General features: G+C 59.2%; 26 protein-coding genes and 1 riboswitch. Of the genes, 11 read left to right on the top strand and 15 right to left on the bottom strand.

Features of this window, described 5'->3' with window-relative positions:
• Window positions 1-2 precede the first annotated feature (2 nt).
• The 5 genes from ACZ3HH_RS28070 to ACZ3HH_RS28050 form a co-directional block, all read right to left on the bottom strand.
• Window positions 3-779 carry an SDR family NAD(P)-dependent oxidoreductase gene (locus ACZ3HH_RS28070; RefSeq protein ID WP_465809593.1) on the bottom strand — a complete coding sequence of 259 codons (777 nt, stop codon included), beginning with the start codon at window positions 777-779 and terminating at the stop codon, window positions 3-5.
• Between the two features lie 73 nt (window positions 780-852).
• Window positions 853-2,295 (bottom strand): deoxyribodipyrimidine photo-lyase, encoded by a 1,443-nt coding sequence (gene phrB, locus ACZ3HH_RS28065; RefSeq protein WP_465809591.1) that lies wholly within the window; start codon window positions 2,293-2,295, stop codon window positions 853-855.
• 33 nt (window positions 2,296-2,328) lie between these two features.
• Window positions 2,329-3,270, bottom strand: coding sequence for a MerR family transcriptional regulator (locus ACZ3HH_RS28060; RefSeq protein ID WP_465809589.1), 942 nt, complete (start codon window positions 3,268-3,270; stop codon window positions 2,329-2,331).
• Window positions 3,270-4,229, bottom strand: a complete 960-nt coding sequence (locus ACZ3HH_RS28055) for a YbgA family protein (protein ID WP_465809587.1) — start codon at window positions 4,227-4,229, stop codon at window positions 3,270-3,272. Before ACZ3HH_RS28055 ends, ACZ3HH_RS28060 begins: the two co-directional genes overlap by 1 nt.
• A 154-nt stretch (window positions 4,230-4,383) precedes the next feature.
• Complete coding sequence (locus ACZ3HH_RS28050) at window positions 4,384-5,370, bottom strand: NAD(P)/FAD-dependent oxidoreductase (RefSeq protein WP_465809585.1); 987 nt, start codon at window positions 5,368-5,370, stop codon at window positions 4,384-4,386.
• A gap of 196 nt (window positions 5,371-5,566) precedes the next feature.
• Between ACZ3HH_RS28050 and ACZ3HH_RS28045 the strand changes: the two genes are divergently transcribed.
• Both ACZ3HH_RS28045 and hemH read left to right on the top strand, forming a co-directional pair.
• Window positions 5,567-6,475: a TIGR01777 family oxidoreductase gene (locus ACZ3HH_RS28045; RefSeq protein ID WP_465809583.1), complete on the top strand. Its 909-nt coding sequence runs from the start codon at window positions 5,567-5,569 to the stop codon at window positions 6,473-6,475.
• An 8-nt stretch (window positions 6,476-6,483) separates the two neighbouring features.
• Window positions 6,484-7,506, top strand: a complete 1,023-nt coding sequence (hemH, locus tag ACZ3HH_RS28040; RefSeq protein ID WP_465809582.1) for a ferrochelatase — start codon at window positions 6,484-6,486, stop codon at window positions 7,504-7,506.
• A 160-nt stretch (window positions 7,507-7,666) separates the two neighbouring features.
• On the opposite strand, the gene ACZ3HH_RS28035 is transcribed toward hemH, so the two are convergent.
• Both ACZ3HH_RS28035 and upp read right to left on the bottom strand, forming a co-directional pair.
• A complete protein-coding gene (locus tag ACZ3HH_RS28035; protein WP_465809580.1) occupies window positions 7,667-8,938 on the bottom strand; it encodes a uracil-xanthine permease family protein in 1,272 nt (423 codons plus the stop codon).
• Window positions 8,939-8,940: 2 nt separating this feature from the next.
• Window positions 8,941-9,579 (bottom strand): uracil phosphoribosyltransferase, encoded by a 639-nt coding sequence (gene upp / locus ACZ3HH_RS28030; protein WP_465809578.1) that lies wholly within the window; start codon window positions 9,577-9,579, stop codon window positions 8,941-8,943.
• A 175-nt stretch (window positions 9,580-9,754) separates the two neighbouring features.
• Here upp and ACZ3HH_RS28025 point away from each other — a divergent pair, with 175 nt between their 5' ends.
• Window positions 9,755-10,312, top strand: coding sequence for a hypoxanthine-guanine phosphoribosyltransferase (locus ACZ3HH_RS28025; RefSeq protein WP_253552804.1), 558 nt, complete (start codon window positions 9,755-9,757; stop codon window positions 10,310-10,312).
• Between the two features lie 100 nt (window positions 10,313-10,412).
• On the opposite strand, the gene dauA is transcribed toward ACZ3HH_RS28025, so the two are convergent.
• Window positions 10,413-12,134 carry a C4-dicarboxylic acid transporter DauA gene (dauA, locus tag ACZ3HH_RS28020; protein WP_465809576.1) on the bottom strand — a complete coding sequence of 574 codons (1,722 nt, stop codon included), beginning with the start codon at window positions 12,132-12,134 and terminating at the stop codon, window positions 10,413-10,415.
• Between the two features lie 151 nt (window positions 12,135-12,285).
• Here dauA and ACZ3HH_RS28015 point away from each other — a divergent pair, with 151 nt between their 5' ends.
• Both ACZ3HH_RS28015 and ACZ3HH_RS28010 read left to right on the top strand, forming a co-directional pair.
• Window positions 12,286-12,771 carry a hypothetical protein gene (locus tag ACZ3HH_RS28015; RefSeq protein WP_465809574.1) on the top strand — a complete coding sequence of 162 codons (486 nt, stop codon included), beginning with the start codon at window positions 12,286-12,288 and terminating at the stop codon, window positions 12,769-12,771.
• Between the two features lie 63 nt (window positions 12,772-12,834).
• A complete protein-coding gene (locus ACZ3HH_RS28010; RefSeq protein ID WP_465809572.1) occupies window positions 12,835-13,122 on the top strand; it encodes a PA4642 family protein in 288 nt (95 codons plus the stop codon).
• Between the two features lie 200 nt (window positions 13,123-13,322).
• Here ACZ3HH_RS28010 and mqo read toward each other — a convergent pair whose 3' ends face one another.
• On the bottom strand, window positions 13,323-14,831 hold the full coding sequence (gene mqo / locus ACZ3HH_RS28005) for a malate dehydrogenase (quinone) (RefSeq protein ID WP_465809570.1): 1,509 nt from the start codon (window positions 14,829-14,831) through the stop codon (window positions 13,323-13,325).
• Window positions 14,832-15,571: 740 nt separating this feature from the next.
• Window positions 15,572-15,805, bottom strand: coding sequence for a hypothetical protein (locus ACZ3HH_RS28000; RefSeq protein WP_367372913.1), 234 nt, complete (start codon window positions 15,803-15,805; stop codon window positions 15,572-15,574).
• Between the two features lie 205 nt (window positions 15,806-16,010).
• Between ACZ3HH_RS28000 and ACZ3HH_RS27995 the strand changes: the two genes are divergently transcribed.
• Window positions 16,011-16,595, top strand: coding sequence for a YajG family lipoprotein (locus ACZ3HH_RS27995; RefSeq protein WP_007905851.1), 585 nt, complete (start codon window positions 16,011-16,013; stop codon window positions 16,593-16,595).
• A 712-nt stretch (window positions 16,596-17,307) separates the two neighbouring features.
• Here the strand turns inward: ACZ3HH_RS27995 and ACZ3HH_RS27990 are convergent.
• A complete protein-coding gene (locus tag ACZ3HH_RS27990; protein ID WP_465809567.1) occupies window positions 17,308-17,685 on the bottom strand; it encodes a DUF6124 family protein in 378 nt (125 codons plus the stop codon).
• A gap of 317 nt (window positions 17,686-18,002) precedes the next feature.
• Window positions 18,003-18,209: a hypothetical protein gene (locus ACZ3HH_RS27985; protein WP_030129737.1), complete on the bottom strand. Its 207-nt coding sequence runs from the start codon at window positions 18,207-18,209 to the stop codon at window positions 18,003-18,005.
• 193 nt (window positions 18,210-18,402) lie between these two features.
• Between ACZ3HH_RS27985 and ACZ3HH_RS27980 the strand changes: the two genes are divergently transcribed.
• On the top strand, window positions 18,403-18,681 hold the full coding sequence (locus ACZ3HH_RS27980) for a hypothetical protein (protein WP_465809565.1): 279 nt from the start codon (window positions 18,403-18,405) through the stop codon (window positions 18,679-18,681).
• Window positions 18,682-18,915: 234 nt separating this feature from the next.
• On the opposite strand, the gene ACZ3HH_RS27975 is transcribed toward ACZ3HH_RS27980, so the two are convergent.
• Window positions 18,916-20,079: a 1-acyl-sn-glycerol-3-phosphate acyltransferase gene (locus tag ACZ3HH_RS27975; protein ID WP_465809562.1), complete on the bottom strand. Its 1,164-nt coding sequence runs from the start codon at window positions 20,077-20,079 to the stop codon at window positions 18,916-18,918.
• A 142-nt stretch (window positions 20,080-20,221) separates the two neighbouring features.
• On the opposite strand from ACZ3HH_RS27975, the gene ACZ3HH_RS27970 reads away from it, so the two are divergent.
• Genes ACZ3HH_RS27970 through ACZ3HH_RS27960 form a run of 3 tightly spaced genes read left to right on the top strand, consistent with a single transcriptional unit; the run spans window position 20,222 to window position 21,330 of the window.
• Window positions 20,222-20,404: a CPXCG motif-containing cysteine-rich protein gene (locus ACZ3HH_RS27970; protein WP_052967976.1), complete on the top strand. Its 183-nt coding sequence runs from the start codon at window positions 20,222-20,224 to the stop codon at window positions 20,402-20,404.
• Between the two features lie 6 nt (window positions 20,405-20,410).
• Entirely contained in the window at window positions 20,411-20,671 is a 261-nt protein-coding gene (locus ACZ3HH_RS27965) for a putative signal transducing protein (protein WP_465809559.1), read from the top strand.
• A 35-nt stretch (window positions 20,672-20,706) separates the two neighbouring features.
• Window positions 20,707-21,330 carry an SOS response-associated peptidase gene (locus ACZ3HH_RS27960; RefSeq protein ID WP_038981601.1) on the top strand — a complete coding sequence of 208 codons (624 nt, stop codon included), beginning with the start codon at window positions 20,707-20,709 and terminating at the stop codon, window positions 21,328-21,330.
• A gap of 140 nt (window positions 21,331-21,470) precedes the next feature.
• Here ACZ3HH_RS27960 and ACZ3HH_RS27955 read toward each other — a convergent pair whose 3' ends face one another.
• A complete protein-coding gene (locus tag ACZ3HH_RS27955; RefSeq protein WP_465809557.1) occupies window positions 21,471-23,612 on the bottom strand; it encodes a methyl-accepting chemotaxis protein in 2,142 nt (713 codons plus the stop codon).
• 274 nt (window positions 23,613-23,886) lie between these two features.
• Between ACZ3HH_RS27955 and ACZ3HH_RS27950 the strand changes: the two genes are divergently transcribed.
• Complete coding sequence (locus ACZ3HH_RS27950; RefSeq protein WP_465809555.1) at window positions 23,887-24,705, top strand: M48 family metallopeptidase; 819 nt, start codon at window positions 23,887-23,889, stop codon at window positions 24,703-24,705.
• Between the two features lie 149 nt (window positions 24,706-24,854).
• Here the strand turns inward: ACZ3HH_RS27950 and ACZ3HH_RS27945 are convergent, their stop codons facing one another.
• Window positions 24,855-25,439, bottom strand: coding sequence for a TMEM165/GDT1 family protein (locus ACZ3HH_RS27945; RefSeq protein ID WP_032836242.1), 585 nt, complete (start codon window positions 25,437-25,439; stop codon window positions 24,855-24,857).
• Window positions 25,440-25,530: 91 nt separating this feature from the next.
• Window positions 25,531-25,655: riboswitch (yybP-ykoY riboswitch) on the bottom strand.
• Between the last annotated feature and the right edge of the window lie 130 nt (window positions 25,656-25,785).

Below are 25,785 nucleotides of genomic sequence, written 5' to 3'. Positions count from 1 at the left end.
CTTCACGGCAGATCCTCGATCGGCGGATTGCTTCGCTCCATGCGTTTGCCGATTGCCAGTCCCGTCTGGCCGGGCTTTTGTGGCAGAGGCCAAAGGACAGGCATGAGCAGTTCCGGTAAGGAGAGCTCCAGTGGCCGATGTTTGAGCATGTCGAAGAGGTATCGCGCAGCTTTGTCCGCCGACCAGTCGAGGTGTACTGGAACGTCGTTGCTCAGGGGGATATCGATAAGTCCTGGGCTGACTATGGTCATTTCGATGTTTTCTGGCGCCACATTGATGCGCAAGGACTCGAAAAGGTGACGCAACCCGGGCTTTGAATCGCCATAAGCTTCGGCCCGTGGCAGGGGCAACCAGGTCACCGAGCTGGCCATGCCCACCAGATGCGGCGCAGTGCCCGCCCGCAGCAGGGGACGGGCGGCTTCGATGCAATAGCTGCTGGCAAGCAGGTTGGTACGCACGATGTGCTCGATGATTGACGAGTCGAACTGATTGCCGTCGACGTATTCGCAGGTGCCTGCGTTGAGGATCATGGTGTCCAGAGAACCCCATTCCTTGGCAATCTGCTCGCCGATTTCGCGCACCCGTTGACCGTTGGTCAAATCCCCCGCGACCACCAGCACCTGCCCGGGATAACGCTGAGACAGGGCTTTCAATGGTGCCAATGAGCGGGAGCTGACAGCCAGATGAGCGCCGGCTTTCAGTATTTCTTCGGCCAGCGCGGCACCAATACCGTTGCTGGCGCCGGTCAACCAGTATCGCCTTGGAGGTGTACGACTCATTCCAATTCCCTTTTTTACCAGATGATTTCCCGGCTCAATACCGTGTTCATAACGTAACGCTGCGGCATCAAGATCATTCCAGTAGCGGTAAACCTTGTCGAGACGGCAGGTTCTTGAACGCCGCCAAGGCCCGTTCGCGGGAACTGCTCAGATTGACGATAGGCGATGGATAATCCGTCACACCGAACAATCCGTCGACTCTCGCGGGATTATGCAGGTCTTTTTTGTTCATTTCATTGATCTGCGGCAACCAATGCTTGATGAAAACCCCTTCGGCATCGAACTTTTCCGACTGGCTCAGTGGGTTGAAAATCCGGAAGTAGGGCGCCGAATCGGTGCCGGTGGACGAACTCCACTGCCAGCCACCATTGTTCGCCGCCAGATCACCGTCAATCAGATGCTGCATGAAGAAACGCTCGCCTTCACGCCAGTCTATCAGCAGGTTTTTGCTCAGAAACATTGCCACAACCATGCGCAAGCGATTGTGCATCCAGCCGGTTTCCAGCAATTGGCGCATGGCAGCATCAATGATCGGCAGGCCGGTACGGCCTTGTTGCCAGGCCTTGAGGTCTTGCGGGGCGTCACGCCAGGCGAGGGCTTCGGTTTCCGGGCGAAAGGCGCGGTGCCGAGAGACCCGTGGGTAGCCCACCAGAATGTGTTTGTAGAATTCGCGCCACAGCAACTCGTTGATCCAGGTAACGGCACCGACCTTGCCGCTTTCGAACTCCCCCTGATTGCTTTGCAACGCGGCATGCAAACACTGACGAGGGGAGATGACCCCAGCGGTGAGATAGGCCGAGAGCTGGCTGGTGCCGGGTTTTGCCGGGAAATCGCGCTCGCTGTGGTAATAGTCGATCTGCGCGTCGGTAAAAGTATCGAGGCGGCGTCGGGCTTCGGCTTCGCCGGCCGGCCAGAGAGCACGCAAACTGTCGCTGGGCGTGTCGAAACCCTCGACACGAGAGGGCGGTTCGTCGCTGGCGATACCCAGCGGCGCCTGAATGGCGGGGGCGGTAACCAGTCTCGGCAATGATGCGTGCAAACGTTCGTAGCAGACCTTGCGGAACTGGCTGAAGACCTGGAAATAGGTGCCGGTTCTGGTCAGCACGGTGCCGGGCTTGAGCAGCAGTTGATCGAGGTAGCGGTAAAAGTCGATGCCCTGGGCTTTCAGGGCTTGGGCCACCGCGGCATCACGGCGGGTTTCATCAATGCCGTATTCCTCATTGGCGTGTACTGCATCGATCTTCAATTGCTGGCACAACTCGAGCAGGACCTTCGGTGCCTCATCCCAGCGGGACGCTTTGCGAATCAGCAGCGGGATGTTCAGGGCGCCCAGCGCAAGACGTAATTCGCTCAGGTTGCGCAGCCAGAAATCCACTTTGCACGGCGCGTCGTCATGCGCCAGCCATTGCTGCGGACTCAGCAAATACACCGCCACACTCGGGCCCCGCGCTGCGGCGGCCGAGAGGGCGGTGTTGTCATGTAGACGCAAGTCGCTGCGCAGCCAGATCAATTGCATGGTGGTATCCGCGCGATCCATTAAAAATCCGATTTAAATGAGCCCACGCTGAATCAGGCCCTGATGGGCCGATAACGGGTCTTCGGCCAGGGACAAGTCAGCAATGGCGGCGGTTCTTGCGGATAACTCGGTGTGGTGAATACGCACCGTTGATCCGGCGATCATTTTTGGGCAACTGACGCCATTCAAAAGTTTCGTCAGCTGCGAAAGATTCATGGCTTTGCTGGAATACAGCAGTACGCCGCGGGCTTGCAGGTGATCGACCGCCAGCGCAAGTTCGCCAGCGGGGAGCGGCCAGTCGAAGACTTCCACCGGGCAATCGACGCTGCTGATCAGCCAGGCCGTGAGCCACAGATAAGGCTCCAGCGGCAGGTCGGAGTGATTGATCAGCAGCAGCGGCGCGGTGCGTAACTGACGGTTGTTATGGTAGATCCTCGCGCCGAATTTGCTGCGCAACCAGGAATAAACAAATACCCGCTCCATCTGCGCGCCGAACTGGCCTTGCCAGCGTTGTTCCAGTTCCGCCAGCAACGGCATCAACAATTTTTCACACAATGTACGTGGCGGATACAGCGCCATCGCCTGATTCACCGTGTCATCGAGGGTGCGTTCGGCCAGCTGAGTGACCGCTTGCAGCAGTGTCTGACGCAGCACCAACCAATCGTTCCCGATGGGATCGGTAAGCCCCTGAGGCGTGTCGAGCAGTTGTTTGACCTGGCTGACAGCCACGCCGCGATTGAGCCAGGTGAGGATCGTCAGGATTCGTTGAACGTGTTCGGCACAGAACAGCCGATGCCCCTTGGGCGTACGCTGGGGCACGATCAGCCCATAGCGTCGTTCCCAGGCGCGCAAGGTGACGGCATTGACCCCGGTCTGCCGGGCCACTTCACGAATGGGTAACCAACCAGCGTCAAGGGCCTTCTTGAAGTCGGTGCCGAGGTCTTCGCTGGCGCTGGTGTCCGGTGGATTTTTCATTAAATCGCGTTTCGCAGGCTGAGGTTTTCCGGATGCGGTTGCAGGTAAACCTGTTGCGCAATGTATGGATCCGGGTGTTGGCGAAAGTAGTGTTTGAGCAGCGTCAATGGCACCACCAGCGGCACGATGCCCTTGTGATACTGGCCGATGACGTGCTGCATCTCCTGTTTGTCTTCAGGGCTGATGGCTTGTTTGAGATAGCCGCTGATGTGCTGCAGCACGTTGGTGTGGGTGCGGCGTGTGGCGCATTTTTTCAGGGCCGTCATCAACTCGCTGAAATAGCGCGGGCCGATCTCTTCGAGATCGGACTGGCCCATATTGCCCAACAAGTTGCCCAGGGTTTTGTATTGCACCGGGTTGTGGGCCATCAACAGGTATTTGTAGCGCGAGTGAAAGTCAGTGAGGCTGCGCCGGGTCAGGCGTGTTTGCAGCAACTGCTGCCAGGCGCTGTAGGCGAACACGCGGGTGAGGAAGTTTTCCCGCAGCACCGGGTCGTTGAGGCGGCCGTCTTCTTCCACCGGTAGATCAGGATGCAATGCACAGAAGGCTTGGGCGTAGATACCACGGCTACCACCGTCCACTGGCGCGCCGTTGGCGTGGTAGACCTTGACCCGTTCCAGCCCGCACGAAGGGGATTTCTGCATGAAGATATAGCCGCAGATGTCGCCCAGCTCCATCGCCATTTTTTGACCATACTCGGCCAGCGGCCGGGTGACGTTGATCTCAGGGTGGACAGTGCCGACAGCCTTCGGGTGTTCGGGGTTGCCGACCAGACGGATCGGTTCGCGAGGGATACCCAGGCCAATGGCGACTTCCGGGCACACCGGGACGAAATCGAAATAATCGGTGAGGGTAATGCTGCACAGCCGCGATGCTTTGTGCCCGCCGTTGTAACGCACTTCGGCTCCCATCAGGCAAGCGCTGATGGCGATTTTGGGTTTCATGGCTGTAGGGGGCATCGGAGCGCCTCGAATCCAGGCCTGTACAGATTATTAGGTCTGTACAACATGACTTCATCATAGATTCAAAGGTGTACAAGTCAAATTTTTTGTATAGGTTTTTGCGGGGCTGCTGCCCATGTCGACAGCAGCGATGGGCCGGACTTGATTCAATTCACTGCAGGTGTTCATGCAGCCGGCGGGCTGCTTCCTGACCACTGAGCCAGGCACCTTCGACACGGCCAGACAGACACCAGTCGCCGCACACATACAGGCCCAGATCGGCATCGGCCAGGGCACCCCATTCATGGCTGCTGGCCGGCCGGGCGTACAGCCAGCGGTGAGCGAGGCTGAAAGTCGGAGCAGGCATGGCGTCGTGCAGCAGTTCGGCAAAGGCACCGTGCAATTGTTCGATCACCGCTTCCTTGGGCAGGTCGATATGCTGCCGGCTCCAGGCACTGGTAGCGTGCAGCACCCAGGTGTCGAGGGTGGTGTCGCGTCCTGGCTTGCTGCGGTTGCGCGCCAGCCAGTCGAGAGGACTGTCCTGCACGAAGCAACCTTCGATGGCGGTTTCCAGTGGCGTGTCGAACGCCAGGGCGACGGCCCAGGTGGGTTCCATTTTTACCCCGGCAGCGGCCCCGGCGAGTTTCGGCGCGGCCGCCAGCAGTGCGGTCGCTTGAGGGGCGGGCGTGGCGATGACGACATGGCTGAACGGGCCGTGAGTGAAGCCGTCGGCATCTTGCAGATGCCAATGTTCTTCACCGCGATAGACCTCGGTGATGCGGCAAGCGAAATGCACTTCCAGATCACCGAGCAGGCCGCGCGTGATCGCGCTCATGCGTGGTGTGCCGACCCAGCGTGTCTGTTCGTCCGGCGAAGGCCTGAGCTGGCCGCCGTGAAAGGTATAGAGCTGCGGCGTCCATACGGCGACCCAGCCGTTGGCTTGCCAGCGCTGGACTTCGGTGACGAAGCGACGGTCGCGGGCAGTGAAATATTGCGCGCCCATGTCCAGAGCACCCGCATCGCTGCGCTTGCTCGACATGCGTCCGCCACTGCCGCGGCTTTTATCGAAAAGTTGAACGACATGCCCGGCCTCCGTAAGGGCTTGGGCGGCTGAGAGTCCGGCGATGCCGGTGCCGATGATTGCGATAGGTACAGTCATAGGGGCCTCGTTTACCTGTCTGTACAGACTACGCCGTGGTTCAAACCTGTACAATGTTGTTTTTTGGTATAACTTTTAGCGTTCTCGTTCTGACAGCTTGGCCTATTGTTAAGCACAGAGCCTGCCCGATACCAAAGATCCCTGCTTATAAAAATAGACTAGTGATCAGGGTAAAACGCCACGCGAGGAAGATGTCATGCACATATTGCTGACCGGCGGTACTGGTTTGATAGGACGTCAACTCTGCCAACACTGGTTGAGTCAGGGACATCGCCTGACAGTCTGGAGTCGCACACCTGCAAAAGTTGCCCAAGTCTGTGGCACTCAAGTACGTGGAATCGCACGACTGGAGGACCTGGGTCAAGAGCCGGTGGATGCCATTATCAATCTCGCGGGGGCCCCGATTGCCGATCGGCTCTGGACTCATAAACGCAAAACCTTGTTGTGGAGCAGTCGGATCACCCTGACCGAAACCCAGCTGGCCTGGCTCGAAAGTCGCGAGCAGAAACCGCAGGTTTTGATTTCCGGCTCCGCGATCGGTTGGTACGGCGACGGTGGTGAGCGGGAGTTGACTGAAGAATCGCCACCGGTCATTGATGATTTCGCCAGCCAGTTGTGCGTCGCCTGGGAGGAAACCGCGCAGCGCGCCGAAGCCTTGGGCATTCGCGTGATCCTCATTCGTACCGGGTTGGTGCTGTCCGACGAGGGCGGCTTTTTGTCGCGGCTGTTGTTGCCGTTCAAACTGGGGCTGGGCGGGCCGATTGGCAATGGTCGGCAGTGGATGTCATGGATTCATATCAAGGATCAAATCGCCCTGATTGATTTTCTTCTGCATCGCAATGAGGCCAGCGGTCCATATAATGCCTGCGCGCCCAAACCGGTGCGCAATCGTGAATTCGCCCAGACGTTGGGTAGCGTGTTGCATCGTCCGGCGTTCATGCCGATGCCGACCCTCGTGTTGAAGGTGTGCCTGGGCGAGTTGTCTTTGTTGCTGCTGGGTGGCCAGAAGGCCATGCCGGCTCGCTTGCTGGAAGCGGGCTTCACTTTCCAGTTCACTGATTTGCGCGCGGCGTTGGACGATTTGTCCAGCCGCCTTAAGAAATAGGACGTTGCATGACCGATCACGCGTTGCTTCTGGTCAACCTGGGTTCACCTGCTTCCACCTCGGTGGCGGATGTGCGCAGCTACCTCAATCAATTTCTGATGGACCCGTATGTGATCGACCTGCCGTGGCCGGTGCGGCGTTTGCTGGTGTCGTTGATTCTGATCAAACGCCCAGAACAATCGGCCCACGCTTATGCGTCGATCTGGTGGGCGGACGGCTCGCCACTGGTGGTGCTCAGCCGTCGTCTGCAACGGGCCATGACCGCGCAGTGGACCCACGGGCCAGTGGAACTGGCGATGCGCTACGGCGAGCCATCCATTGAGTCGACATTGGTTCGTCTGGCGGCTCAGGGTCACAAGAAAGTCACCCTGGCGCCGCTCTATCCGCAGTTCGCCGATAGCACCGTGACCACGGTAGTCGAGGAAGCCAAACGGGTGGTGCGGGAGAAGAAACTCGACGTGCAGTTCTCGATTCTCCAGCCGTTCTACGATCAGCCGGAATACCTCGATGCCCTGGTGGCCAGCGCCAAACCTTATCTGCAGCAGGATTACGATCACCTGCTGCTGAGCTTTCATGGTTTGCCGGAACGGCACCTGAAGAAGCTTAATCCGGGTCACAGCTTCGAAGGTGGCGGCGATTGCTGCGCCGGTGCGCCGCCGGAAGTGGTCGCGACCTGTTACCGCGGTCAGTGTCTGCGTACCGCCGCAGAGTTTGCCAAGCGCATGGGCCTGCCGGATGACAAGTGGTCGGTGTCGTTCCAGTCGCGTCTGGGCCGGGCCAAGTGGATCGAACCCTACACCGAAGCGCGCCTTGATGAGTTGGCCAAAAGCGGCGTGAAGAAAGTCCTGGTGATGTGCCCGGCGTTCGTCGCCGATTGCATCGAAACCCTGGAAGAGATCGGTGATCGTGGGAAGGAGCAGTTCCGCGAAGCGGGAGGGGAGGAGTTGGTGCTGGTGCCGTGCCTCAACGATGATCCGCAGTGGGCCAAGGCGTTGAACGCGTTGTGTGAAAGGGCTCCGATAGCTTTGTAAGAACACACTTTGAAGTGAAGGTGGGCTTGTTGTGGCGAGGGAGCTTGCTCCCGCTGGGTCGCGAAGCGGCCCCAAAATCCTTGCTGTCGATGAAGATTTTGTGAGTGCTGCGCACTCAAGCGGGAGCAAGCTCCCTCGCCACAGGGTATTGAGTCGCCTGTTACAACAACTCTTCCGCCTTCTTGTGCTTCCAGCTGTCATTGCCCGGCAGCAACAGGTTCAGCGCAATCGCCACCACCGCGCACAGCGCGATGCCCTTGAGTCCGAAATCGTCCGGGCCAGTTCCTGTGCCGACCAATACGCCGCCAATCCCGAACACCAGCGTCACCGAGACAATCACCAGATTGCGTGCTTCGCCCAGGTCGATCTTGTGGCGAATCATTGTGTTCATCCCCACCGCCGCAATCGAACCGAACAACAGGCAGAGAATCCCGCCCATCACCGGCACCGGGATGCTTTGCAGCAGGGCGCCGAACTTGCCGATGAACGCCAGGCTGATCGCAAAGATCGCCGCCCAGGTCATGATTTTCGGGTTGTAGTTTTTGGTCAGCATCACCGCGCCAGTCACTTCGGCGTAGGTGGTGTTGGGTGGGCCGCCAAACAGACCGGCCGCGGTGGTGGCAATGCCATCGCCGAGCAAGGTGCGGTGCAGGCCAGGCTTTTTCAGGTAATCGCGACCGGTCACGCTACCGACCGCGATCACGCCGCCGATGTGCTCGATGGCCGGGGCCAGGGCTACCGGTACGATGAACAGAATCGCCTGCCAGTTGAATTCCGGCGCGGTGAAGTGTGGAATCGCGAACCACGGTGCAGCAGCAATCTTCGCGGTGTCGACCACCCCGAAATAGAACGCCATCGCAAAACCCACCAGTACACCGGAGATGATCGGCACCAGGCGGAAAATGCCTTTGCCGAATACCGCGACGATCAGGGTGGTCAGCAGCGCCGGCATCGAGATCAACATCGCCGTCTGGTAAGCAATCAGCTCGGTGCCGTCGCCGGCCTTGCCCATCGCCATGTTGGCAGCGATCGGCGCCATGGCCAGGCCGATGGAGATGATCACTGGGCCAATGACCACTGGCGGTAGCATGCGGTCGATGAACCCGGTGCCTTTGATCTTCACGGCAAGGCCGAGGAAGGTGTAGACGAAACCCGCCGCCATCACGCCGCCCATGGTCGCCGCCAGGCCAAACTGACCCTTGGCGAGAATGATCGGCGTGATGAAGGCGAAGCTCGAGGCGAGGAACACCGGCACCTGACGCCCGGTGACGATCTGGAACAGAATCGTCCCAAGGCCTGCGGTGAACAGCGCCACGTTCGGGTCGAGACCGGTAATCAACGGCATCAGCACCAGCGCGCCAAAGGCCACGAACAGCATCTGCGCACCCGACAACACTGTGCGCCAGAGCGGATCGTTGAACTCTTGCTGCATGCTCAAGCGTCCTTCTGCTTGGTGCCGAAGATCTTGTCACCGGCATCGCCCAAGCCTGGGATGATGTAACCGTGTTCGTTCAGTTTTTGATCGATGGAAGCGGTGTAGATCATCACGTCCGGGTGAGCTTTGCCTACAGCGGCGATGCCTTCAGGGGCAGCCACCAGGACCATCGCGCGAATGTCCTTGCAGCCGGCCTTTTTCAACAGGTCGATGGTGGCAACCATGGAACTGCCGGTGGCGAGCATCGGGTCGATGATCATCGCCAGGCGTTCGTCGATTTCCGGCACCAGTTTTTCCAGATAGGTGTGGGCCTGCAGGGTTTGTTCGTTGCGGGCCACGCCCACGGCACTGACTTTGGCGCCCGGGATCAGGCTCAGTACGCCTTCGAGCATGCCGATACCGGCACGCAGGATCGGCACCACGGTAATTTTCTTGCCGGCGATTTTCTCGACCGACACCGTGCCGCACCAGCCTTCGATGTCGTAGCTTTCCAGCGGCAGGTCTTTGGTGGCTTCATAGGTCAGCAGGGCACCGACTTCCTGAGCGAGCTCACGGAAATTCTTCGTGCTAATGTCGGCGCGGCGCATAAGGCCAAGTTTATGACGGATCAGCGGATGGCGGATCTCGAGGATGGGCATGGGAAAGGCTCCGGGGGCGGGCAAAAAAAACCGGCCCAGATTAATCTATCCGAGGGTGTTGTCCTATAGACATATAGAACGTTAGTCCACAAACGCTTGATCTGGCCGTGCGGGATGCGTACCTTTGCCCGCTTTTCCGAATCCGTCCCTCCCCCTCAACCCCCTGGAGAGCGCCATGTCCGCTGATCTCGAGCATATCCGTCAAATCATGCGAGAGGCTGACTGCCTGTACACCGAAGCTGAAGTCGAGGCGGCCATCGCCCGCGTCGGTGCACAAATCAACGATCAACTGGCTGAACGCAACCCGGTGGTGTTCTGCGTGATGAACGGCGGGCTGATTTTCTCCGGCAAGCTGCTGACCTATCTGAACTTCCCGCTGGAAGCGTCCTACCTGCACGCCACCCGCTATCGCAACGAAACCAGCGGCGGCGACCTGTTCTGGAAAGCCAAGCCGGAAGTCTCGTTCATCGACCGTGACGTGCTGATCATCGACGATATTCTCGATGAAGGTCACACCTTGGGCGCGATCATCGACTTCTGCAAACACGCTGGCGCCCGCGCCGTGCACACTGCCGTGCTGATCGACAAGGACCACGACCGTAAGGCTCGCCCGGACCTGAAAGCCGATTTCGTCGGCCTGCCATGCATCGATCGTTACATCTTCGGTTACGGCATGGACTACAAAGGCTACTGGCGTAACGCCAACGGGATTTTTGCCGTTAAAGGCATGTAAACAGGATGACTGTCTGGGGGCGACTTGCCGCCAGGCACGTTGAGGCTTGAATGCAAGGCCTCACATCGGAATGCGTGCGCAGTTTGCTTGAACTGCGCGCTCAGCCCTGTCCGGCGAGCCAGCGTTCGCTTTTGCGTCGAGCTTGTTCCAGGTTGTTCACGTAGGCCAACTGGCGCTGTTCCCGATGGATGCCCGCGCGCCTGAGTTTCAGGCGTACCCGTGGAGCCGTTCCGACCAGAATCAGGCCGATGCCGTCGGTGCGGTAATCCCTGAGGATATTGTCGAAGGCCGCCAACGCCGTCATGTCCAGCATGGGCACGGCACTCATCTCGACAATCACCACTTTGACCTCCGGGCTGAATTTGCGCAGTACGCCCAGGGCTTTTTCCGCAGCACCGAAAAACAGCGGTCCGCGTATCGCATAGCAACGAACATGCTCCGGCATATCCTGTAAGGCTTGATGGAACTCGCGAGGCAGTTCGGCGGTGTCCGTGAGGTCGCTCATGCGTTTGATGAACAACCCGGCGGCCAGTAGCAGGCCGACGGCGACGGCCAGCACCATATCGAACAGCACCGTCAGGCTCAGGCAGGTCAGCAAGACCAGCACATCGCTGCGCGGTGCAATGCGCAAGGTGTGCACGACGTGCCGGGCCTCGCTCATGTTCCACGCCACCATCACCAGCAATGCCGCCAGCGCGGCCATCGGCAAGTAGCTGAACAGTGGCGCGAGGACGAGTATCGCCAGCAACACCACCGCACTGTGGATAATCGCCGCCAATGGCGAAAACGCTCCGCTGCGCACGTTGGTGGCGCTGCGGGCGATTGCCGCGGTGGCGGTAATGCCGCCGAACAGCGGTGCGACCAGATTGCCCAGGCCTTGACCCAGAAGTTCGGCGTTAGGGTCGTGTTTGCTGCCCGTCATGCCGTCGGCCACCACCGCGCACAACAACGATTCGATGGCACCGAGCATGGCGATGGCAAAGGCTGGCGCCATTAATTGGCGGATCAGATCGTAAGACAGGTGCAGCGGCTGGCCGTAGGGCCCCGGCAGATTCCACGGCCAGTCGAAGCTCGGCAGAAACGGCGGTATGCCGGGGTGGCTGACGCCATCGACGATATAGCTGAAGCGCTCCCCCAGCGTCGCAACCGGTAACCCGCCGCTTTCCAGTGCCAGCCCCAGCAATGCGCCGACGGCCAGCGCCACCAGATGCCCCGGAATCCTCGGCACAAAACGCGGCCAGACGATCAGCACCGCCAGGCACATGCCACCGATGATCCCGTCCCCCAGACGAGCGCTGGGTAACGCCTGGAGCAGCCCGCCTAATTGCTCGATGTAATGTTCGGCATGCCCGGTGGTACTCAGGCCCAGCAAATCCTTTAATTGAAGGGTGGCGATGACAATGCCGATCCCGGCGGTAAAGCCCAAGGTCACTGGATAAGGGATGTACTGAATCAGCCGTCCGGCCCGAATCAGCCCCAAGGCAATCAGGATTGCCCCGGCTAGCATGGTGCAGAGCAGCAGGCCACCCAGACCATATTGTTGGGTGATTGGCAGCAGTATCACCACGAATGCGGCTGTCGGCCCGCTGACATTGAAGCGCGAGCCTCCCGTCAGGGCGATCAGGGGCGCGGCGATCAGCACCGTATACAGACCTTGCTGGGGCGCTACCCCCACCGCAATCGCCAGGGCCATGGCCAGAGGGATGGCGATAATCCCGACCGTCACCCCGGCGCTGATATCGCCGCGCAAACGTCTGAGGCTATAACCTGCGCGCCAAGTCTGACGCCAGGCGGCGAATAACGGGGGCATGGAGAATGACATGGGTACTCCACAACAGAGGGTGCACTGTCGAAATGGGGCTGAAAGCTCTTTCAGTATGCCCAGCCTTGTCTTCCAGAGTATTGACCGGGATCGGTTATTCGCCGGGTAGATCCTCATGCTAGAGTGCTCGGCCCCGCCCCCGGAGCCATCCATGAGCCTTTTGATCCGCAGCTGCGCCGCCCTGTTGCTGACCGTCAGCCTGCCCCTGGCCGCCGCCCCGTCGCCGATGCATGCGCAGTTTTTGCCCCCGGACGACCTGACCCTGCGCGATGCTGAACCCGAGCAGCAGCAACTGTTGCAGATCACCGAGTATTCGGTGGTGATCGGCAGCCAGCGCCAGTCCAACCAACAGCCGATCCCGGTCACGTCGCCCTTGCTGATCCGCCTCAAGGGCAAATCCTTGAACAAGGGCGCGACCATCAGCCAGGTGCTGGTCAACTTCGATGGCGAAAGCAAAAGCCTGAAAAAGCCAATCTACGATGAAAAAAGCAAAACTCTGACGCTCTATTACCCGTTGGCTCAGTACCGGGTGGTGATCGACTTGTTGCGCAATGACACGGTGTATTGCCAGTTCCTCAGCTACGCCAACGGCCATGTCTGGGCCGATCTGCACACCGGCAGCGTTCGTGCGCGTTGAGCCCTGTGCCCGCGCAGGGGTAAACTGCCCGCCCCGTGAAATGTCTGCGAGCTGGAGTCGGCAATGCGTAAAGATAAGAAGCAAGTGATTGGTGACGAGATCGGCGATGAGCAGATCAAGCTGTTCCTCGATTTTGAGCCGGTCGACGCCACTTCACCGTCGCTGCATAAACTGATCAAGGCCTACCGTGGCCTGCGCATCGATGACTTCGAGCGTTTTCTGACGTTCTTTGTTGAAGCCGGCTATGACCTGGATGGCAAGGATGAGCACGACAATGACTTCGTTGCCCTGATTCAGGATCAGCGCAACGCCGCCGAGTACATCGAGCTGATCAGCAAGGCTCGCGGTTAACGTCAACACACCGGCATTTGTGTCGAGGGAGCTTGCTCCCGCTTGAGTGCGCAGCGCTCACAAAAATCTCCGCCGTTCGCAGAATTTTGGGGCCGCTTCGCAGCCCGGCGGGAGCAAGCTCCCTCGCCACAAAGCTTGTTTCACCGCACATAAAAAAACGCCCCGCCCTCAATGAGGACAGGGCGTTTTTTTAGGCCGAATCAAGCGTAGCTTTCGGTCTCGTTACTGGCTTCAACCAGTTCCAGCGCGACGTTGTTGTGCGCATTGATCTTGCGATACAGCGTAGCGTCGGTTTCCAGAACCTTTTCCCGAGCCGGGAAGATTTCCGCCAGTTTGGCAGCCCATTCGCCGGAGGCTTTGTTCGGGAAGCATTTTTCGATCAGCTCAAGCATGATCGAAACAGTCACCGAAGCGCCTGGGGATGCGCCGAGCAGGGCCGCAAGGGAACCGTCCTTGGCTGCGACCAATTCGGTACCGAACTGCAGAACGCCGCCTTTCTTCGGGTCTTTCTTGATGATCTGCACCCGTTGGCCGGCCACTTCCAGGCGCCAGTCTTCGGCTTTCGCTTCAGGGTAGAAGCGACGCAGGGAATCCAGACGCTGCTCCATCGACTGCATCACTTCGCTGACCAGGTACTTGGTCAGGTCCATGTTGTTTTTGGCCACGGCCAGCATCGGGCCGATGTTGCCGGCGCGGACCGACATCGGCAGGTCCATGAACGAACCGTGTTTGAGGAACTTGGTGGTGAAGCCGGCATAAGGTCCGAACAGCAGGGACTTCTTGCCATCGACTACACGGGTGTCCAGGTGCGGCACGGACATCGGTGGCGAACCCACGGCGGCCTGGCTATAGACCTTGGCCTGGTGGTGCTTGACCACTTCCGGGTTGTCGCAACGCAGCCATTGGCCACTGATCGGGAAACCGCCGAAGCCTTTGCTTTCTTCGATGCCCGAAGCTTGCAACAGTGGCAGTGCAGCACCGCCGGCGCCAAGGAACACGAATTTCGCATCGACGTCACGGGTATTGCCGCTGTTGACGTCCTTGATGCTGACAGTCCAGCCACCGTTGTTACGCTTCAGACCCGTCACACGCTTGCAGTACTTGACCTGGGCATCAGGTGCGCTGGTCAGGTGCTTGAGCAATTGGTTGGTCAGGGCGCCGAAGTTGACGTCGGTGCCGTTCATCACGCGGGTGGCGGCGACGACTTCGTCAGCCGGGCGGCCCGGCATCATCAACGGCATCCACTCGGCCATGGTGGCCTTGTCTTCGGTGTATTCCATATCCGAGAAGGCGTGGTGTTTGCTCAGCGTCTTGAAACGTTCCTTGAGGAAGGAGACGCCGTCGTCGCCCTGCACGAAGCTCAGGTGCGGCACCGGGCTGATGAACGACTTGCACGAGCCGAACGTGCCTTTCCTGGTCAGGTAGGACCAGAACTGCTTCGACACCTCGAACTGGGTGTTGATGTGCACGGCTTTCTTGATGTCGACGGTGCCGTCGGCGGCCTGTGGCGTGTAGTTCAGCTCACACAGCCCGGCGTGACCGGTACCGGCGTTGTTCCACGGATTGGAACTCTCCGCGGCACCGGAATCCATCAGCTCGACGACTTCCAGCTTGATTGCGGGGTCGAGCTCTTTGAGCAGTACAGCCAAGGTGGCACTCATGATGCCGGCCCCAACCAGTACTACGTCGACTGCTTCGTTATGCGCCATTTAACGCGTCTCCAAAATCTGCAGCACCAAATTGTCGGCATAGCTGCCAGGAGTGACGGGGCGTGTCAGTGATGCCCCAGGTACCCATGGCCAGGATCGCCATGTCCGAATCTTCGCAATTTTTCGCAACTTCGACGGATGCATGCAGCCTGGCCTCAAGAGTCACATGAACTCATTTCGGCACGCGGCTGGCAATTCGACTTATGGTCGAGACATCCGTTTGTGCAACCAAATCCGTAGCGGACAGGCTTCAGGCTCCGGTGTTCGAGGAATACTCGGTCCTGTGTCGTTGGGCTGTTTCAGACGCTAATGGTGCATGTTCAGACGCAAAACTATTCATTTGCTCGCCACACTCTTGTGAAGTTGTGAAAACCCGTTTTTTTCACGCTCTTTTGAAGACGTGAACCTCAAAAAAGGGCTGTCCCAGCCTGGCACCGTGCCCGGATGGATTGCCGCCATGGGGTACATGACAAGCAAAACGGGCAAACAGCTCAGTGACCTAGCGTAATGACAGCTCTGCAGATTCGCGAAAAGTGGTGTTTTTGCTTAGGGAACAGCAAGCGCGCCAGCTTCACTCGATCTGTGTGGGCGGCTCTCTGTGGGCGGTGCGGGGGTGTCAATACCGAGGCATTGACGATGCTGCGAGGCCCGATCAGGAGACGTCCTTATAATCGGGGGGAGATTGTAACGAAGAAACGCAGGGAAATGGTCGTGTTTAATGACTTTTATTAGGCGTCCGGTCAGGTGGTCAACAGTTGTTGCGCACGAGCACGTGGCTGGTGCTGGCTGACACGGGCGCTGGCGGGCAGGGGATGGTGCAGCCAGTTGAGGCGGATTTCTTCGATTTCGACCCAGCCATCGCCCATGGGCTGCAGGCTGCACTGTTTGAACGCCTGGCAACGGCCATCGCGGTCGAGCAGGGCAAAGCAACGATGCAGTGGGCGTGGCGCGAACAGGGAGATGAGAACACGCATGGCAACGTACCTTGTGGGTGACTGTCGTGAAGCTTGCCAGTGAGCGATGACATGCCTGTGTCTGGGCGATGACAGATGTGTGACAGGAACCGCTCTGTGCCGGGTTTGTCAGAGATTTCAGTAATCGTTGTTCGAAGCTAGTTCGCCGCAGTGGCGCACCGCTATACTGCGGGTACTGTTTGTGCCTGATTCTGGAGAGAAGAGCATGTTGCAACGCCTGTTGTTCGGTTTGATCACTGTGACCAGTTTGACCCTCGTCGGCTGCGCCCACAGCCCGCAACAACTGAACCCGGAACCCAAGCTGACAGCTCAGCTGGCGCCGGTCGGCCGTGGCCAGCCGGTGGTGGTGCGTGTGGTGGACGGTCGTCCGTCGCCAACGCTGGGGACTCGTGGTGGCCTGTATCCGGAGACCAGCGCGATCACCGTGCAGGGCGCGCAGATTCTGCCGAAGCTGCAGGCTCAGGCTGAAGCGGCCGTGCGCTTGCTGGGCTTTACCCCGACGGCCAATGCGCTGAATGCACCGCAATTGACGGTGACCCTGGCCGAGCTGAAGTATCAGTCGCCCAAGGAAGGCCTGTATGTGACTGAGGCAACGATTGGCGCGACGTTCCGTTCGGATGTGCAGAATGCCAACCGTCGTTACAGCGGTCGTTACGGTGCGTCGCTGGATCAGCGTTTTGGCATGGCGCCGAATCAGGAAACCAATACCAAGCTGGTCAGTGATGTCTTGAGTGATGCGTTGACCCGCTTGTTCAAGGACCCGACGATTGGTCAGGTGCTGGCCGAGTAACGGTTTGCGGCTTGTTTAAATAACCCGGTGTCAGTGATGGCACCGGGTTTTTTTGTGCCTGCAGATTCATTGTGGGAGCGAACCTGCTCGCGATGGCGGCCTTTGGGCCGACCATGTTTTGGTTGGGTTGTGTGCATATCCGTTGCTGCGGTAACGGCGGCTTATGGTTTCGCCCTTACGGCGACTCCCTTTTTTACAAGCGCCTAAAAAAGGAAGCAAAAAACGCTCGCCCCAAGCGTCCGGCCCCTCGCTAAGGCTCGGCGTTCCTTCGCTCCGGTATCCATCTGGGGGCATCGCCCTACGGTCTGCTTCGCTACGACCTACATGCGATGGGTTCGAGTGCGTCGAACGGCGCTGCGCGCCAATCCCCAGATGAACACCTCCGCTCAGCCTCCCGAAGGGGCGGGTGGATCAAAATCAAAAGCAAGATCAAAAGCGGCAGGCGAGCTAACGCTCGGCCTGTCGAGTGGTGAGGGGCGGGTGTACGCCGCTCTACTGTGGGAGCGGGCTTGCCCGCGATGGCGGCCTGACAGCCGACCAATCTCTCGCAGATGTACACGGTTCAATTGTAGGAGCGAGGCCGTGGCGAGGGGGCTTGCCCCCGTTTGAGTGCGTAGCACTCACAAGATCTTTGGTGTATCAGAGATTTTGGGGCTGCTTCGCAGCCCAACGGGGGCAAGCCCCCTCGCCACAGGTCGCTCCCACAGGGGGATTAGCTGTGTGGCGCGGGTTTTGGTACGCCCACGTTATCCAGCATCCGGTTCACCGCCAGTTCTGCCAGCATGACGATCTGTTGAATCGCCATCGCCGTGTGCCGGTGCGGCCCTTCCAGATACCCCGCAAAATCACTCGCCATCACACTGGCCTGGGCCAACGATTCACAGGTATGGGCCAACAGGTCTTCGTCTTTGATATCCGGCGCAACCATATACATCGTGCTCGGTTTGCGGGCCACGGGTGATTTGAGGGCGGCTGGGTTGAGGTAGTGATCGAGCGCGCGGTTAGCGGCGTCGTGGAGTTTTGTTGAATCGAGGGATTCGTAGGGGGAAACGTCGTCGGTTTCCGGGGGATTCGGTGTTTCTTTGAACATGATGAAGCTCCAAGTAAGTAATGGAGCTGCCACTGATCGCCGCGACGCGATGGAGGGTGGCAGCTGTACGCAGGTTCGCGGACCGAGCTACTTGGAAACTCGGCATACCCGAAGGTATCCCGCGCACAGCCACCATGAGACCAAACGACAGGAACGTCGATTGGGGCCGGTGATTATGCACCAAGTAAGCTAATTCAGGCCGCGACGCCCGGTCGCTGATGTGCAGCGACCCCCAAAGCCTATCCACCCCATTTCCGAGCGACAACCTTCAAAACCTGTCGGAATCTTCCCTTTCAATCACTGCGTTTGTAGGACGCTCAAGCCGCCTCCGAATAAAAATCCAGAACACTCACCCCCGTCAGCAAATCCGCTTCCGGCAAATCCGCATGTTGATGCCCGCCCAGCGCGCAATACACCAGCCAATGCCGGTCCTGTACGTTGAAGGCGAGGCTGCCGACTAAGGTTTGTTGTTCGTCGCTTTGGGCAATGAGGTAGAGGCGGTCCTGGTTTTCGGCGTGGAGCATGACGGAGTCCGTGTCGGTTTCGAGGGGCGACAGACTGGCGGATTCAGATGACGGCGTCGTGACACAGGACAGTAATCGACTAAATGGTTTCGTTATTTGTCGGAAAGCCGGGGCAGGTCGGAGCGCTTTCGGTAGAATCTGCGCCGTGGTCGTCGGTCCGGCGTCTGCTACACCGGTTTGCCTGAGGTTTGTGATGTCGCTGCATTTGATTTCGCTCTTTACCGCTCATCCCGCCAAATTGATCAATTTGCTGGCCTTGCTGTTAGCCTTCCCGGGCGGCTGGTTGCTGCACGCCACCCGTCGCCGCGAACAGCGCGCCCTGGCCAGTATCGAAGCGCAGCGCCAACGTCGTCCCAGTGAAGAGCCAACGCTGGATTGGGCGACCCTGCGCATGAACCGGTTTTTCTATCGCTTCGGGTTTGCCTGCCTCGGGATGGCGTTGCTGGTGTCGTGGATCAGCACTCGCGTCTGAAGATCTGACACAAGCCCCTGTGGCGAGGGAGCTTGCTCCCGCTGGGCTGCGAAGCGGTCCCAAACCAGTCACCCTGGTAGTGTCAGATACACCGCGAGCGCTGATTTTACGACTGCTGCGCAGCCGGGCGGGAGCAAGCTCCCTCGCCACAGGTACAGTGCCTGACTGATCTACCGCATCCAAGACAAACAAAAACGGCGCCCGAAGGCGCCGTTGTCGTATCCAGTCATTGCCTTACAGCGGCAACCCGGCCTTCACCCGATACTGATTGCGCACCGGCGTCGCATATTGCAGCACCAGGAACGGACGATGCTCCTCAGGGCAGGCATCCAGCCGACGCTGCCATTCTTCCTGGGCCTTGGCCAGTTCATCAGCCGCAAACACCTCGGCCGCTTTCGGCACCTGCAGTTGCGGGTCGGCGTCTTTCCACTGCGCATACGCCAGGTAGTGCGCCGGGAACAACCGGTAACCGCTGAGGATCTGCTTGTCCATTTCGATCGCCAATTGCTTGGTGTCTTCGAACAGTTCGGTGATCGGCGCGGCGAAGTTCACGTGGACCCGGCCTTTGTAACCGGTGATGCCTTTGGCGATGCTGACGTCATCCTCGCCCGGCACCTTGGTGTAGCTGCCGGTGGTGGCGCGGATGTACAGCTCGCGGGCCTTGGCCTGGTCGCACGGGTCGTATTCGTAGCTGATCGACACCGGGGTGAGGTTCAGCGAGCGAATGACTTCGCCGAACGGCTCGTCCTTGCGGCTCATGTGGAACATCTTGAGGATCGCCGACTCGGTGCGATCGTCGCCGTCTTTGGCCCGGCCTTCAGCCTGGGCGATCCAGATCGAGGCGCAATCGTTGCGGATCGAGTGGTTGATGTACGCCGACAGCAACTGATACGCCGCCATTTTTTCCCGGCGACCAGTGATCGAACGGTGCACGATGAAGCTCTTGTTCAGGCGCATCAAATCGCTGACAAAAGGCTTTTGCAGCAGGTTGTCGCCAATGGCGATGCGCGGGGTCGGCAGGCCGGCGTGGTACACGGCGTAGTTGACGAAGGCCGGGTCCATCACGATGTCACGGTGGTTGGCGATGAACAGGTAGGCACTGCCGGACTTGAATTGCTCCACGCCGGTGTACGTCACACCGTCCGTGGCACGCTCGATGGTGTGGTCGACGTAAAACTCGACTTTGTCCTGCAATGTGGCCACCGACGTGATGCCGGCGAACTCACGGCGCAGTCGATGAGCTATAAGAGGCTTGAGCATCCAGCCGAAGGCACCGGCATAGCGCGGGAAGCGGAAGTGGATGAGGATATCTAGAAACGCCTTGTCGCCGAGCAGCCGGTTCAGCACTGCTGGGACTTCGCTGTCGTCGTAAGGTCGGATGGCATCGAATTCGCCCATCATGCTCTCTTGTTAGAAACGGCTAGGGTAAGTAAAGGTTTTGATAAAAAACCAACGGGGCACGGTCTGAAAAGGTAGCCAGACGAAAATAGCCCTGCAAATAGACCGGCGATTATACGCACAAGTCACTTGGGAGACCGCGATGCTGGAAACCGAGCGCTATGAATGTCCGTATTGCGGTGAAGAGGTCGAGGCTGTTCTGGACTTGTCCGGCGGCGATCAGACCTATATCGAAGATTGTCCTGTGTGTTGCCGTCCCATTACTTTTGTTTTGCAGACTGACGGTCATGAATGGTTGCTCGAAGTTCACAGTGAAAACGAGTGAGGGTCTATGCAGCGCATCTACGAACCGGAAAACCTGATGGAAGGCGAATTGCTGCAAGGCATGCTCGCCAGTGAGGGTATCGAGGCGCATCTGGTAGGCCGGGATTTGATCGGCGGCACCGGGGAGCTGCCGATATTCGGCCTGCTGGGCCTATCGGTGGATAATGACCAGGCCGAATACGCCCGGGAGCTGATCACCGCGTACAATGCCGCGCTGCCGCTGTCCGGCGATGAACCGGACAGTTTTCCCGGCACGCTGGTCTGTTAGGCTGACGTTCGTTAGATCAAGAGTCGTATTGCCCCATGTGTGGACGTTATGCCCTGTTTCGCTGGAACCCCGCTTTCGCGGCCCTGCCCGGATTCCCCGCCGATCAGCAGGCCCAGTGGAATATTTCCCCCAACGATTCGGTGTTGATGCTGCGTGCCGGCGCAGACGGGCAACGCGAGCTGGCCCGCGCCCGCTGGGGCCTGACGCCGCCGTGGCTGACCGACCTGTCCCGCACTCCGGCCCATGCCCGCGCCGAAACCGTTGCCGAACAACCGATGTTTCGCGAAGCCTTGCGCCTGCGTCGCTGCCTGCTGCCGGCCAATGGTTTCTACGAATGGCGCGGCACCACCCGCAAACGTCCGTACTGGCTGACACCGGGGGAGGGTTCGGCGCTGTTCTTCGCGGCGATCTGGGAGGCGTATCCGGTGCAGGAGCAGGTGTGGCTGAGTACGGCGGTGATTACCCAGCCGGCCTCGAGTCAGCGTCGACCGTTGATTCTCGATGCGGCGGGGCAGGAAGCCTGGCTCAACCCCGAAACGCCGTTGCATGCGTTGCAGGCGTTGCTGGCCAGTGAACCCGCGGCGTTGCGTGAGCGGGTGCTGGCGAACCTGGTGAATGATCCGAAGCTCAATGGGCCGGAGTGTTTGACTCCGGGTTGATGGGGTGTCTGGGCTGAAGCCATCGCGAGCAGGCTCGCTCCCACATTGGATCTCCAGAGTTCACAAATATTGTGGTCACAGAACATCCCCTGTGGGAGCGAGCCTGCTCGCGATAAGGTCCGCAGGACCTTCCGGCGGTTTTAAACCTTGAACTGATTGATTAACCGCCGCTGCTGTTCCGCCAACTTGGTCAAGTCCGCACTGGCCGCGCTCGATTCATCCGCCCCACCGGCCACTTCATTGGCCACTTGCCCGATGTTGATCACATTACGGTTGATGTCGTCGGCCACCGCACTCTGTTCCTCGGCAGCGCTGGCGATCTGGGTGTTCATGTCGTTGATCACCGACACCGCTTGCGTAATGGTCTCCAGCGCCTCGGCGGCTTTCGCCGCGTGTTGCACGCTTTCGTCGGTGCGGTTCTGGCTGTCTTCCATGACCCGCACCACATCGCGGGTGCCTTGCTGCAGATGCTGGATCATGGTCTGGATTTCTTCAGTGGCCTTCTGGGTTTTCTGCGCCAGGTTGCGCACTTCATCGGCCACCACTGCAAACCCACGACCCTGCTCACCAGCACGGGCGGCTTCGATGGCCGCGTTCAAGGCCAGCAGATTGGTCTGCTCGGCGATGCCGCGAATGGCCGTCAGGATCGCGTTGATGTTTTCGCTGTCCTTGGCCAGGGTCTGCACCACGCCGACGGCTTTGCCGATTTCCACCGCCAGTACGCCAATTGAATTCGAGGTGTCACGGACGATTTGCATGCCCTGCGCCGCTGCCTGATCCGCATGGCTGGCGGCTTGCGCGGCCTGGGTCGCATTGCGCGCGACATCCTGGGCGGTGGCGGTCATTTCGTGCACGGCGGTCGCGACCTGATCGATCTCGGCCATTTGTTTATGCACGCCGATGTTGGTGCGAATGGCAATGTCAGCGGTGTGTTCCGACGAGTCGCTGACGCTCTGCACCGACGTCACCACTTGCGTGATCATCGCCTGCAACTTGGCGAGGAAGGTGTTGAAGCCTTTGGCGATCGAGCCCAATTCGTCGGCGCGGTCACTGCTCAGGCGACGGGTCAGGTCGCCTTCGCCCTGGGCAATATCATCAAGCATCGCGACCATTTGCTTGAGTGGTCGAGCAATGCCGTGGCCCACCAGCCAGATCACCAACAAACCGATACCAGCGATCAACAGGCCGACCATGGCCATGCCAAAGGTGTCGGATTTGCGCTGTGCGTCCAGATCACCCTGAAGCTTTTGCAGATCAGCCATCACCGCGTTCAGCGGCAATTGCAGCATCAAGGTCCAGCGGGCGTCGGTCTGGCCAATGCCGAAGGGCAAGTACAACTCGATCCGGCCTTGGGCCTTGTCGACGCTGTAAGTCACTTCGCCGTGCTTGAGATTGGCCATGTTGGCAATCTGCTTGCTGTCGAGGATGTCACTGACCTTTTCGCCGAATTTGCTCGGGTCCTTGGTGTAGGCGACGATCCGGCCATTACCGCCGATCAGGGCCATTTCCCCGGCGCCGCTGTACAGTTTCTGATTCGCCCCCAGGAGCATTTCCTGGATGAAGTTCACCGACAGGTCGGCGCCGACGATGCCTTGGAACGCGCCATTGAGCATGATCGGCTCAATGAAAGACGCGAGCATGACGATCTTGTCGCCGACCTTGTAGGGCGCCGGATCGATCACGCAGGATTTTTTGGTTTCCTTGGAGCACAGGTAGTACTCGCTGGCGCGCACACCGGTGGACAGGGTTTTCTGGTCGTCGACGTCCACCAGTTTGTCCAGGCCCAGGCTGCCGTCTTCGTTGCGGAACCACCACGGCAGGAAGCGCCCGTTGCTGGCGTCGATGCCGACCACAGGGGTGTCGACGTAGGCCGCATCATTGTGGTCGAGGGCGTTTTTTTCCCAACCGATGTAGGTGCCGAGAATTTTCGGGTTCCGGGCGACGTTTTCCTTAATCAGGCTAATCAGTTGCTCACGGCTCAGGCTCAACTGTGGCTGACCATCGGCGCCGGGGGTACCGATCAACGCATTCACCCGCACCAGGCCGCCGGCAATCAGCAGCGGTGCTTCGAGTTCGCGCTGGATCTGGCTGACCTGTGTTTGCGCCAGCGAGGTCAGGCGCTGTTCGATGACTTGCTCGAACTGCGCCTGAGTCCGTTGCTGAACCATATCTTGGGTCTTGGCGCCGGAAAAAAGCGCGTACAGCACCAGGGCTGCAACGACGCTGAGCACAATGGCGCCGGCCAGGGCGGCAACGGAAAACTGGATCGACTTGAATTTCATGGGTGCTCCGCACGCAAGAGGACGTCTGCGGTGCTGTATCGGCAGGAAGCTGGAAGGTCATGAACGACCCATGATGAATTGGCTGTTTTGGAGTGCTGGATGTCGTAAATGAATCATTGCTGACCGTGATCGGCCGTGGCGGGCGCCGTTATATGAAATTTTTCCTACGGTGATAAGGGCTTTGTCTGAAATGTACGTGTTACACGTCCGTTGTATCTGGCGCCGATACAAATCCCCACCTAGGATACGCGGCATGTTTCCAGGGAGCTTCTTGATGAATAAGACATTGGTTTTGTGTGCACTGAGCGCAAGTTTGCTGCTCGCCGGTTGTCAGTCGGTCAACACCACCAGCGGTGGCGCCGTGGGCGTTGAGCGCAAGCAATACATGTTCAGCATGTTGTCGACCTCTGAGGTCAATCAGATGTACGCCCAGTCTTATCAAAAGACCGTCGGTGAGGCGAGCAGCAAAGGGGTGCTGGACAAAACCAGTAACGATGCGAAGCGCGTTCAGGCGATCTCCAAGCGGCTGATTGCCCAGGCGCCGGTGTTCCGTCCGGATTCGGCCCAGTGGCAATGGGAAGTGAATTTGATCAAGAGCGACGATCTGAATGCCTCCTGCGGGCCTGGCGGCAAGATCATTTTCTACTCGGGGCTGATCGACACCCTGCAACTCACCGACGACGAAATCGCCGCCATCATCGGCCATGAAATCGCTCACGCCTTGCGCGAGCACGGTCGCGAAGCGATGTCCAAGGCTTACGGTATCGAAATGGCCAAGCAGGGTGCTGGTGCGTTGTTCGGTCTGGGCGAGGGCAGCCTGGCCCTGGCGGACACCGTAGCCCAATACGGCATGACCTTGCCCAACAGTCGCGGCAATGAAAACGAAGCAGACTTGATCGGCCTCGAATTGGCTGCCCGCGCCGGGTACAACCCGAACGCGGCGATCACCCTGTGGAACAAAATGAGCAAAGCCTCGAATGGTGCGCCGCCAGAGTTTTTGAGCACGCACCCGGCGTCGGCCAGTCGGATTGCTGCCTTGCAGGCGGCGATTCCTAAAGTCATGCCGTTATATGAAAAAGCCAAGAAATCCTGACAGATAGGCGTTAATGCCGCTGACGCCTTCGCGGGCAAGCCCGCTCCCACAGGTTTTGTGCCATACACAAATGATGTAATCGACCGAAAACCTGTGGGAGCGTGGCTTGCCCGCGAAGAACGATGACGCGGTACTACTGACCTACCGCGTCAAACCCACCCACTGCTCTCCATCGCCTTGTACACCGCAACAATTGCCAAAATCAGGAACGCCGATGCCGCCAGTCGACGGATCAGGGTCAAGGGCAGTTTGTCCGCCGCAAAGTTACCTGCCAGTACCACCGGCACGTTGGCAATCAACATCCCGGCGGTAGTGCCGATGATCACCAGCCACAGATCCGGGTATTGCGCGGCAAGCATCACGGTGGCGACTTGGGTCTTGTCACCCATTTCCGCGAGGAAGAACGCAATCAGCGTGGTCAGGAATGGCCCGAATTTTCGGGCGGTGCTGGCTTCATCTTCGTCCATCTTGTCCGGCACCAGCGTCCACAGCGCGGTGGCGGTAAAGCTCGCGGCGAGGATCCAGTGCAACGTCGCATTCGAGAAGAAACTACCGAACCAGGCGCCTACCGCACCGGCTGCCGCATGGTTGGCCAGGGTCGCGGCGACGATGCCGGCGATGATTGGCCAGGGTTTGCGAAAGCGGGCAGCGAGAATGAGCGCGAGCAGTTGCGTCTTGTCGCCGATTTCGGCCAAGGCAACGATTGCGGTGGGAACGAGCAGAGAGTCCAGCATCATCAGGGTTTTCCTAAGGGGCGGGTCGACACGGCTATGACACGTACAGCCTTCCCGCCCCGGGTAAGGTGTTCGTGTCATAGGTCTTGTCAAACCCTGCGATCCGTCTGATGCGGACGCTTGGGTCGCATACGCCATGGTCTGAGGACCAAGTATGTTGACGTATGCCGGACGAGCATGGCGCTCGTGGGAGACTACTCCCCTAGGACGGAGCGGATTCTGCCTAGGCAAATCCGATTGGGCAAGCCCCAATGTCGGGTAGTTAAGTTGCAGAACCTGTGGGAGCGTGGCTTGCCCGCGAAGAACGATGACGCGTAATACCTGAAAAACCGCGGTGCATTCTTCG

It is taken from the genome of Pseudomonas sp. PME37.24/025 (assembly GCF_055556615.1).
This window is presented reverse-complemented; position numbering and strand designations above follow the sequence as displayed.

Excerpts from the sequence above, each read along its gene's own strand:
- ACZ3HH_RS28010 (WP_465809572.1), top strand. The coding sequence starts at position 12,835 with ATGCGTAAAGATAAGAAGCAAGTGATTGGTGACGAGATCGGCGATGAG.
- ACZ3HH_RS27985 (WP_030129737.1), bottom strand. The coding sequence starts at position 18,209 with ATGCTCCACGCCGAAAACCAGGACCGCCTCTACCTCATTGCCCAAAGC.
- phrB (WP_465809591.1), bottom strand. The coding sequence starts at position 2,295 with ATGCAATTGATCTGGCTGCGCAGCGACTTGCGTCTACATGACAACACC.
- mqo (WP_465809570.1), bottom strand. The coding sequence starts at position 14,831 with ATGGCGCATAACGAAGCAGTCGACGTAGTACTGGTTGGGGCCGGCATC.
- upp (WP_465809578.1), bottom strand. The coding sequence starts at position 9,579 with ATGCCCATCCTCGAGATCCGCCATCCGCTGATCCGTCATAAACTTGGC.
- dauA (WP_465809576.1), bottom strand. The coding sequence starts at position 12,134 with ATGTCATTCTCCATGCCCCCGTTATTCGCCGCCTGGCGTCAGACTTGG.
- ACZ3HH_RS28025 (WP_253552804.1), top strand. The coding sequence starts at position 9,755 with ATGTCCGCTGATCTCGAGCATATCCGTCAAATCATGCGAGAGGCTGAC.
- ACZ3HH_RS28015 (WP_465809574.1), top strand. The coding sequence starts at position 12,286 with ATGAGCCTTTTGATCCGCAGCTGCGCCGCCCTGTTGCTGACCGTCAGC.
- ACZ3HH_RS27955 (WP_465809557.1), bottom strand. The coding sequence starts at position 23,612 with ATGAAATTCAAGTCGATCCAGTTTTCCGTTGCCGCCCTGGCCGGCGCC.
- ACZ3HH_RS27960 (WP_038981601.1), top strand. The coding sequence starts at position 20,707 with ATGTGTGGACGTTATGCCCTGTTTCGCTGGAACCCCGCTTTCGCGGCC.
- ACZ3HH_RS28035 (WP_465809580.1), bottom strand. The coding sequence starts at position 8,938 with ATGCAGCAAGAGTTCAACGATCCGCTCTGGCGCACAGTGTTGTCGGGT.
- ACZ3HH_RS28070 (WP_465809593.1), bottom strand. The coding sequence starts at position 779 with ATGAGTCGTACACCTCCAAGGCGATACTGGTTGACCGGCGCCAGCAAC.
- ACZ3HH_RS28050 (WP_465809585.1), bottom strand. The coding sequence starts at position 5,370 with ATGACTGTACCTATCGCAATCATCGGCACCGGCATCGCCGGACTCTCA.
- ACZ3HH_RS27950 (WP_465809555.1), top strand. The coding sequence starts at position 23,887 with ATGAATAAGACATTGGTTTTGTGTGCACTGAGCGCAAGTTTGCTGCTC.
- ACZ3HH_RS27990 (WP_465809567.1), bottom strand. The coding sequence starts at position 17,685 with ATGTTCAAAGAAACACCGAATCCCCCGGAAACCGACGACGTTTCCCCC.
- ACZ3HH_RS27970 (WP_052967976.1), top strand. The coding sequence starts at position 20,222 with ATGCTGGAAACCGAGCGCTATGAATGTCCGTATTGCGGTGAAGAGGTC.
- ACZ3HH_RS28060 (WP_465809589.1), bottom strand. The coding sequence starts at position 3,270 with ATGAAAAATCCACCGGACACCAGCGCCAGCGAAGACCTCGGCACCGAC.
- ACZ3HH_RS27945 (WP_032836242.1), bottom strand. The coding sequence starts at position 25,439 with ATGCTGGACTCTCTGCTCGTTCCCACCGCAATCGTTGCCTTGGCCGAA.
- ACZ3HH_RS27980 (WP_465809565.1), top strand. The coding sequence starts at position 18,403 with ATGTCGCTGCATTTGATTTCGCTCTTTACCGCTCATCCCGCCAAATTG.
- ACZ3HH_RS27995 (WP_007905851.1), top strand. The coding sequence starts at position 16,011 with ATGTTGCAACGCCTGTTGTTCGGTTTGATCACTGTGACCAGTTTGACC.
- ACZ3HH_RS28000 (WP_367372913.1), bottom strand. The coding sequence starts at position 15,805 with ATGCGTGTTCTCATCTCCCTGTTCGCGCCACGCCCACTGCATCGTTGC.
- ACZ3HH_RS28055 (WP_465809587.1), bottom strand. The coding sequence starts at position 4,229 with ATGCCCCCTACAGCCATGAAACCCAAAATCGCCATCAGCGCTTGCCTG.
- ACZ3HH_RS27975 (WP_465809562.1), bottom strand. The coding sequence starts at position 20,079 with ATGGGCGAATTCGATGCCATCCGACCTTACGACGACAGCGAAGTCCCA.
- ACZ3HH_RS27965 (WP_465809559.1), top strand. The coding sequence starts at position 20,411 with ATGCAGCGCATCTACGAACCGGAAAACCTGATGGAAGGCGAATTGCTG.
- ACZ3HH_RS28045 (WP_465809583.1), top strand. The coding sequence starts at position 5,567 with ATGCACATATTGCTGACCGGCGGTACTGGTTTGATAGGACGTCAACTC.
- hemH (WP_465809582.1), top strand. The coding sequence starts at position 6,484 with ATGACCGATCACGCGTTGCTTCTGGTCAACCTGGGTTCACCTGCTTCC.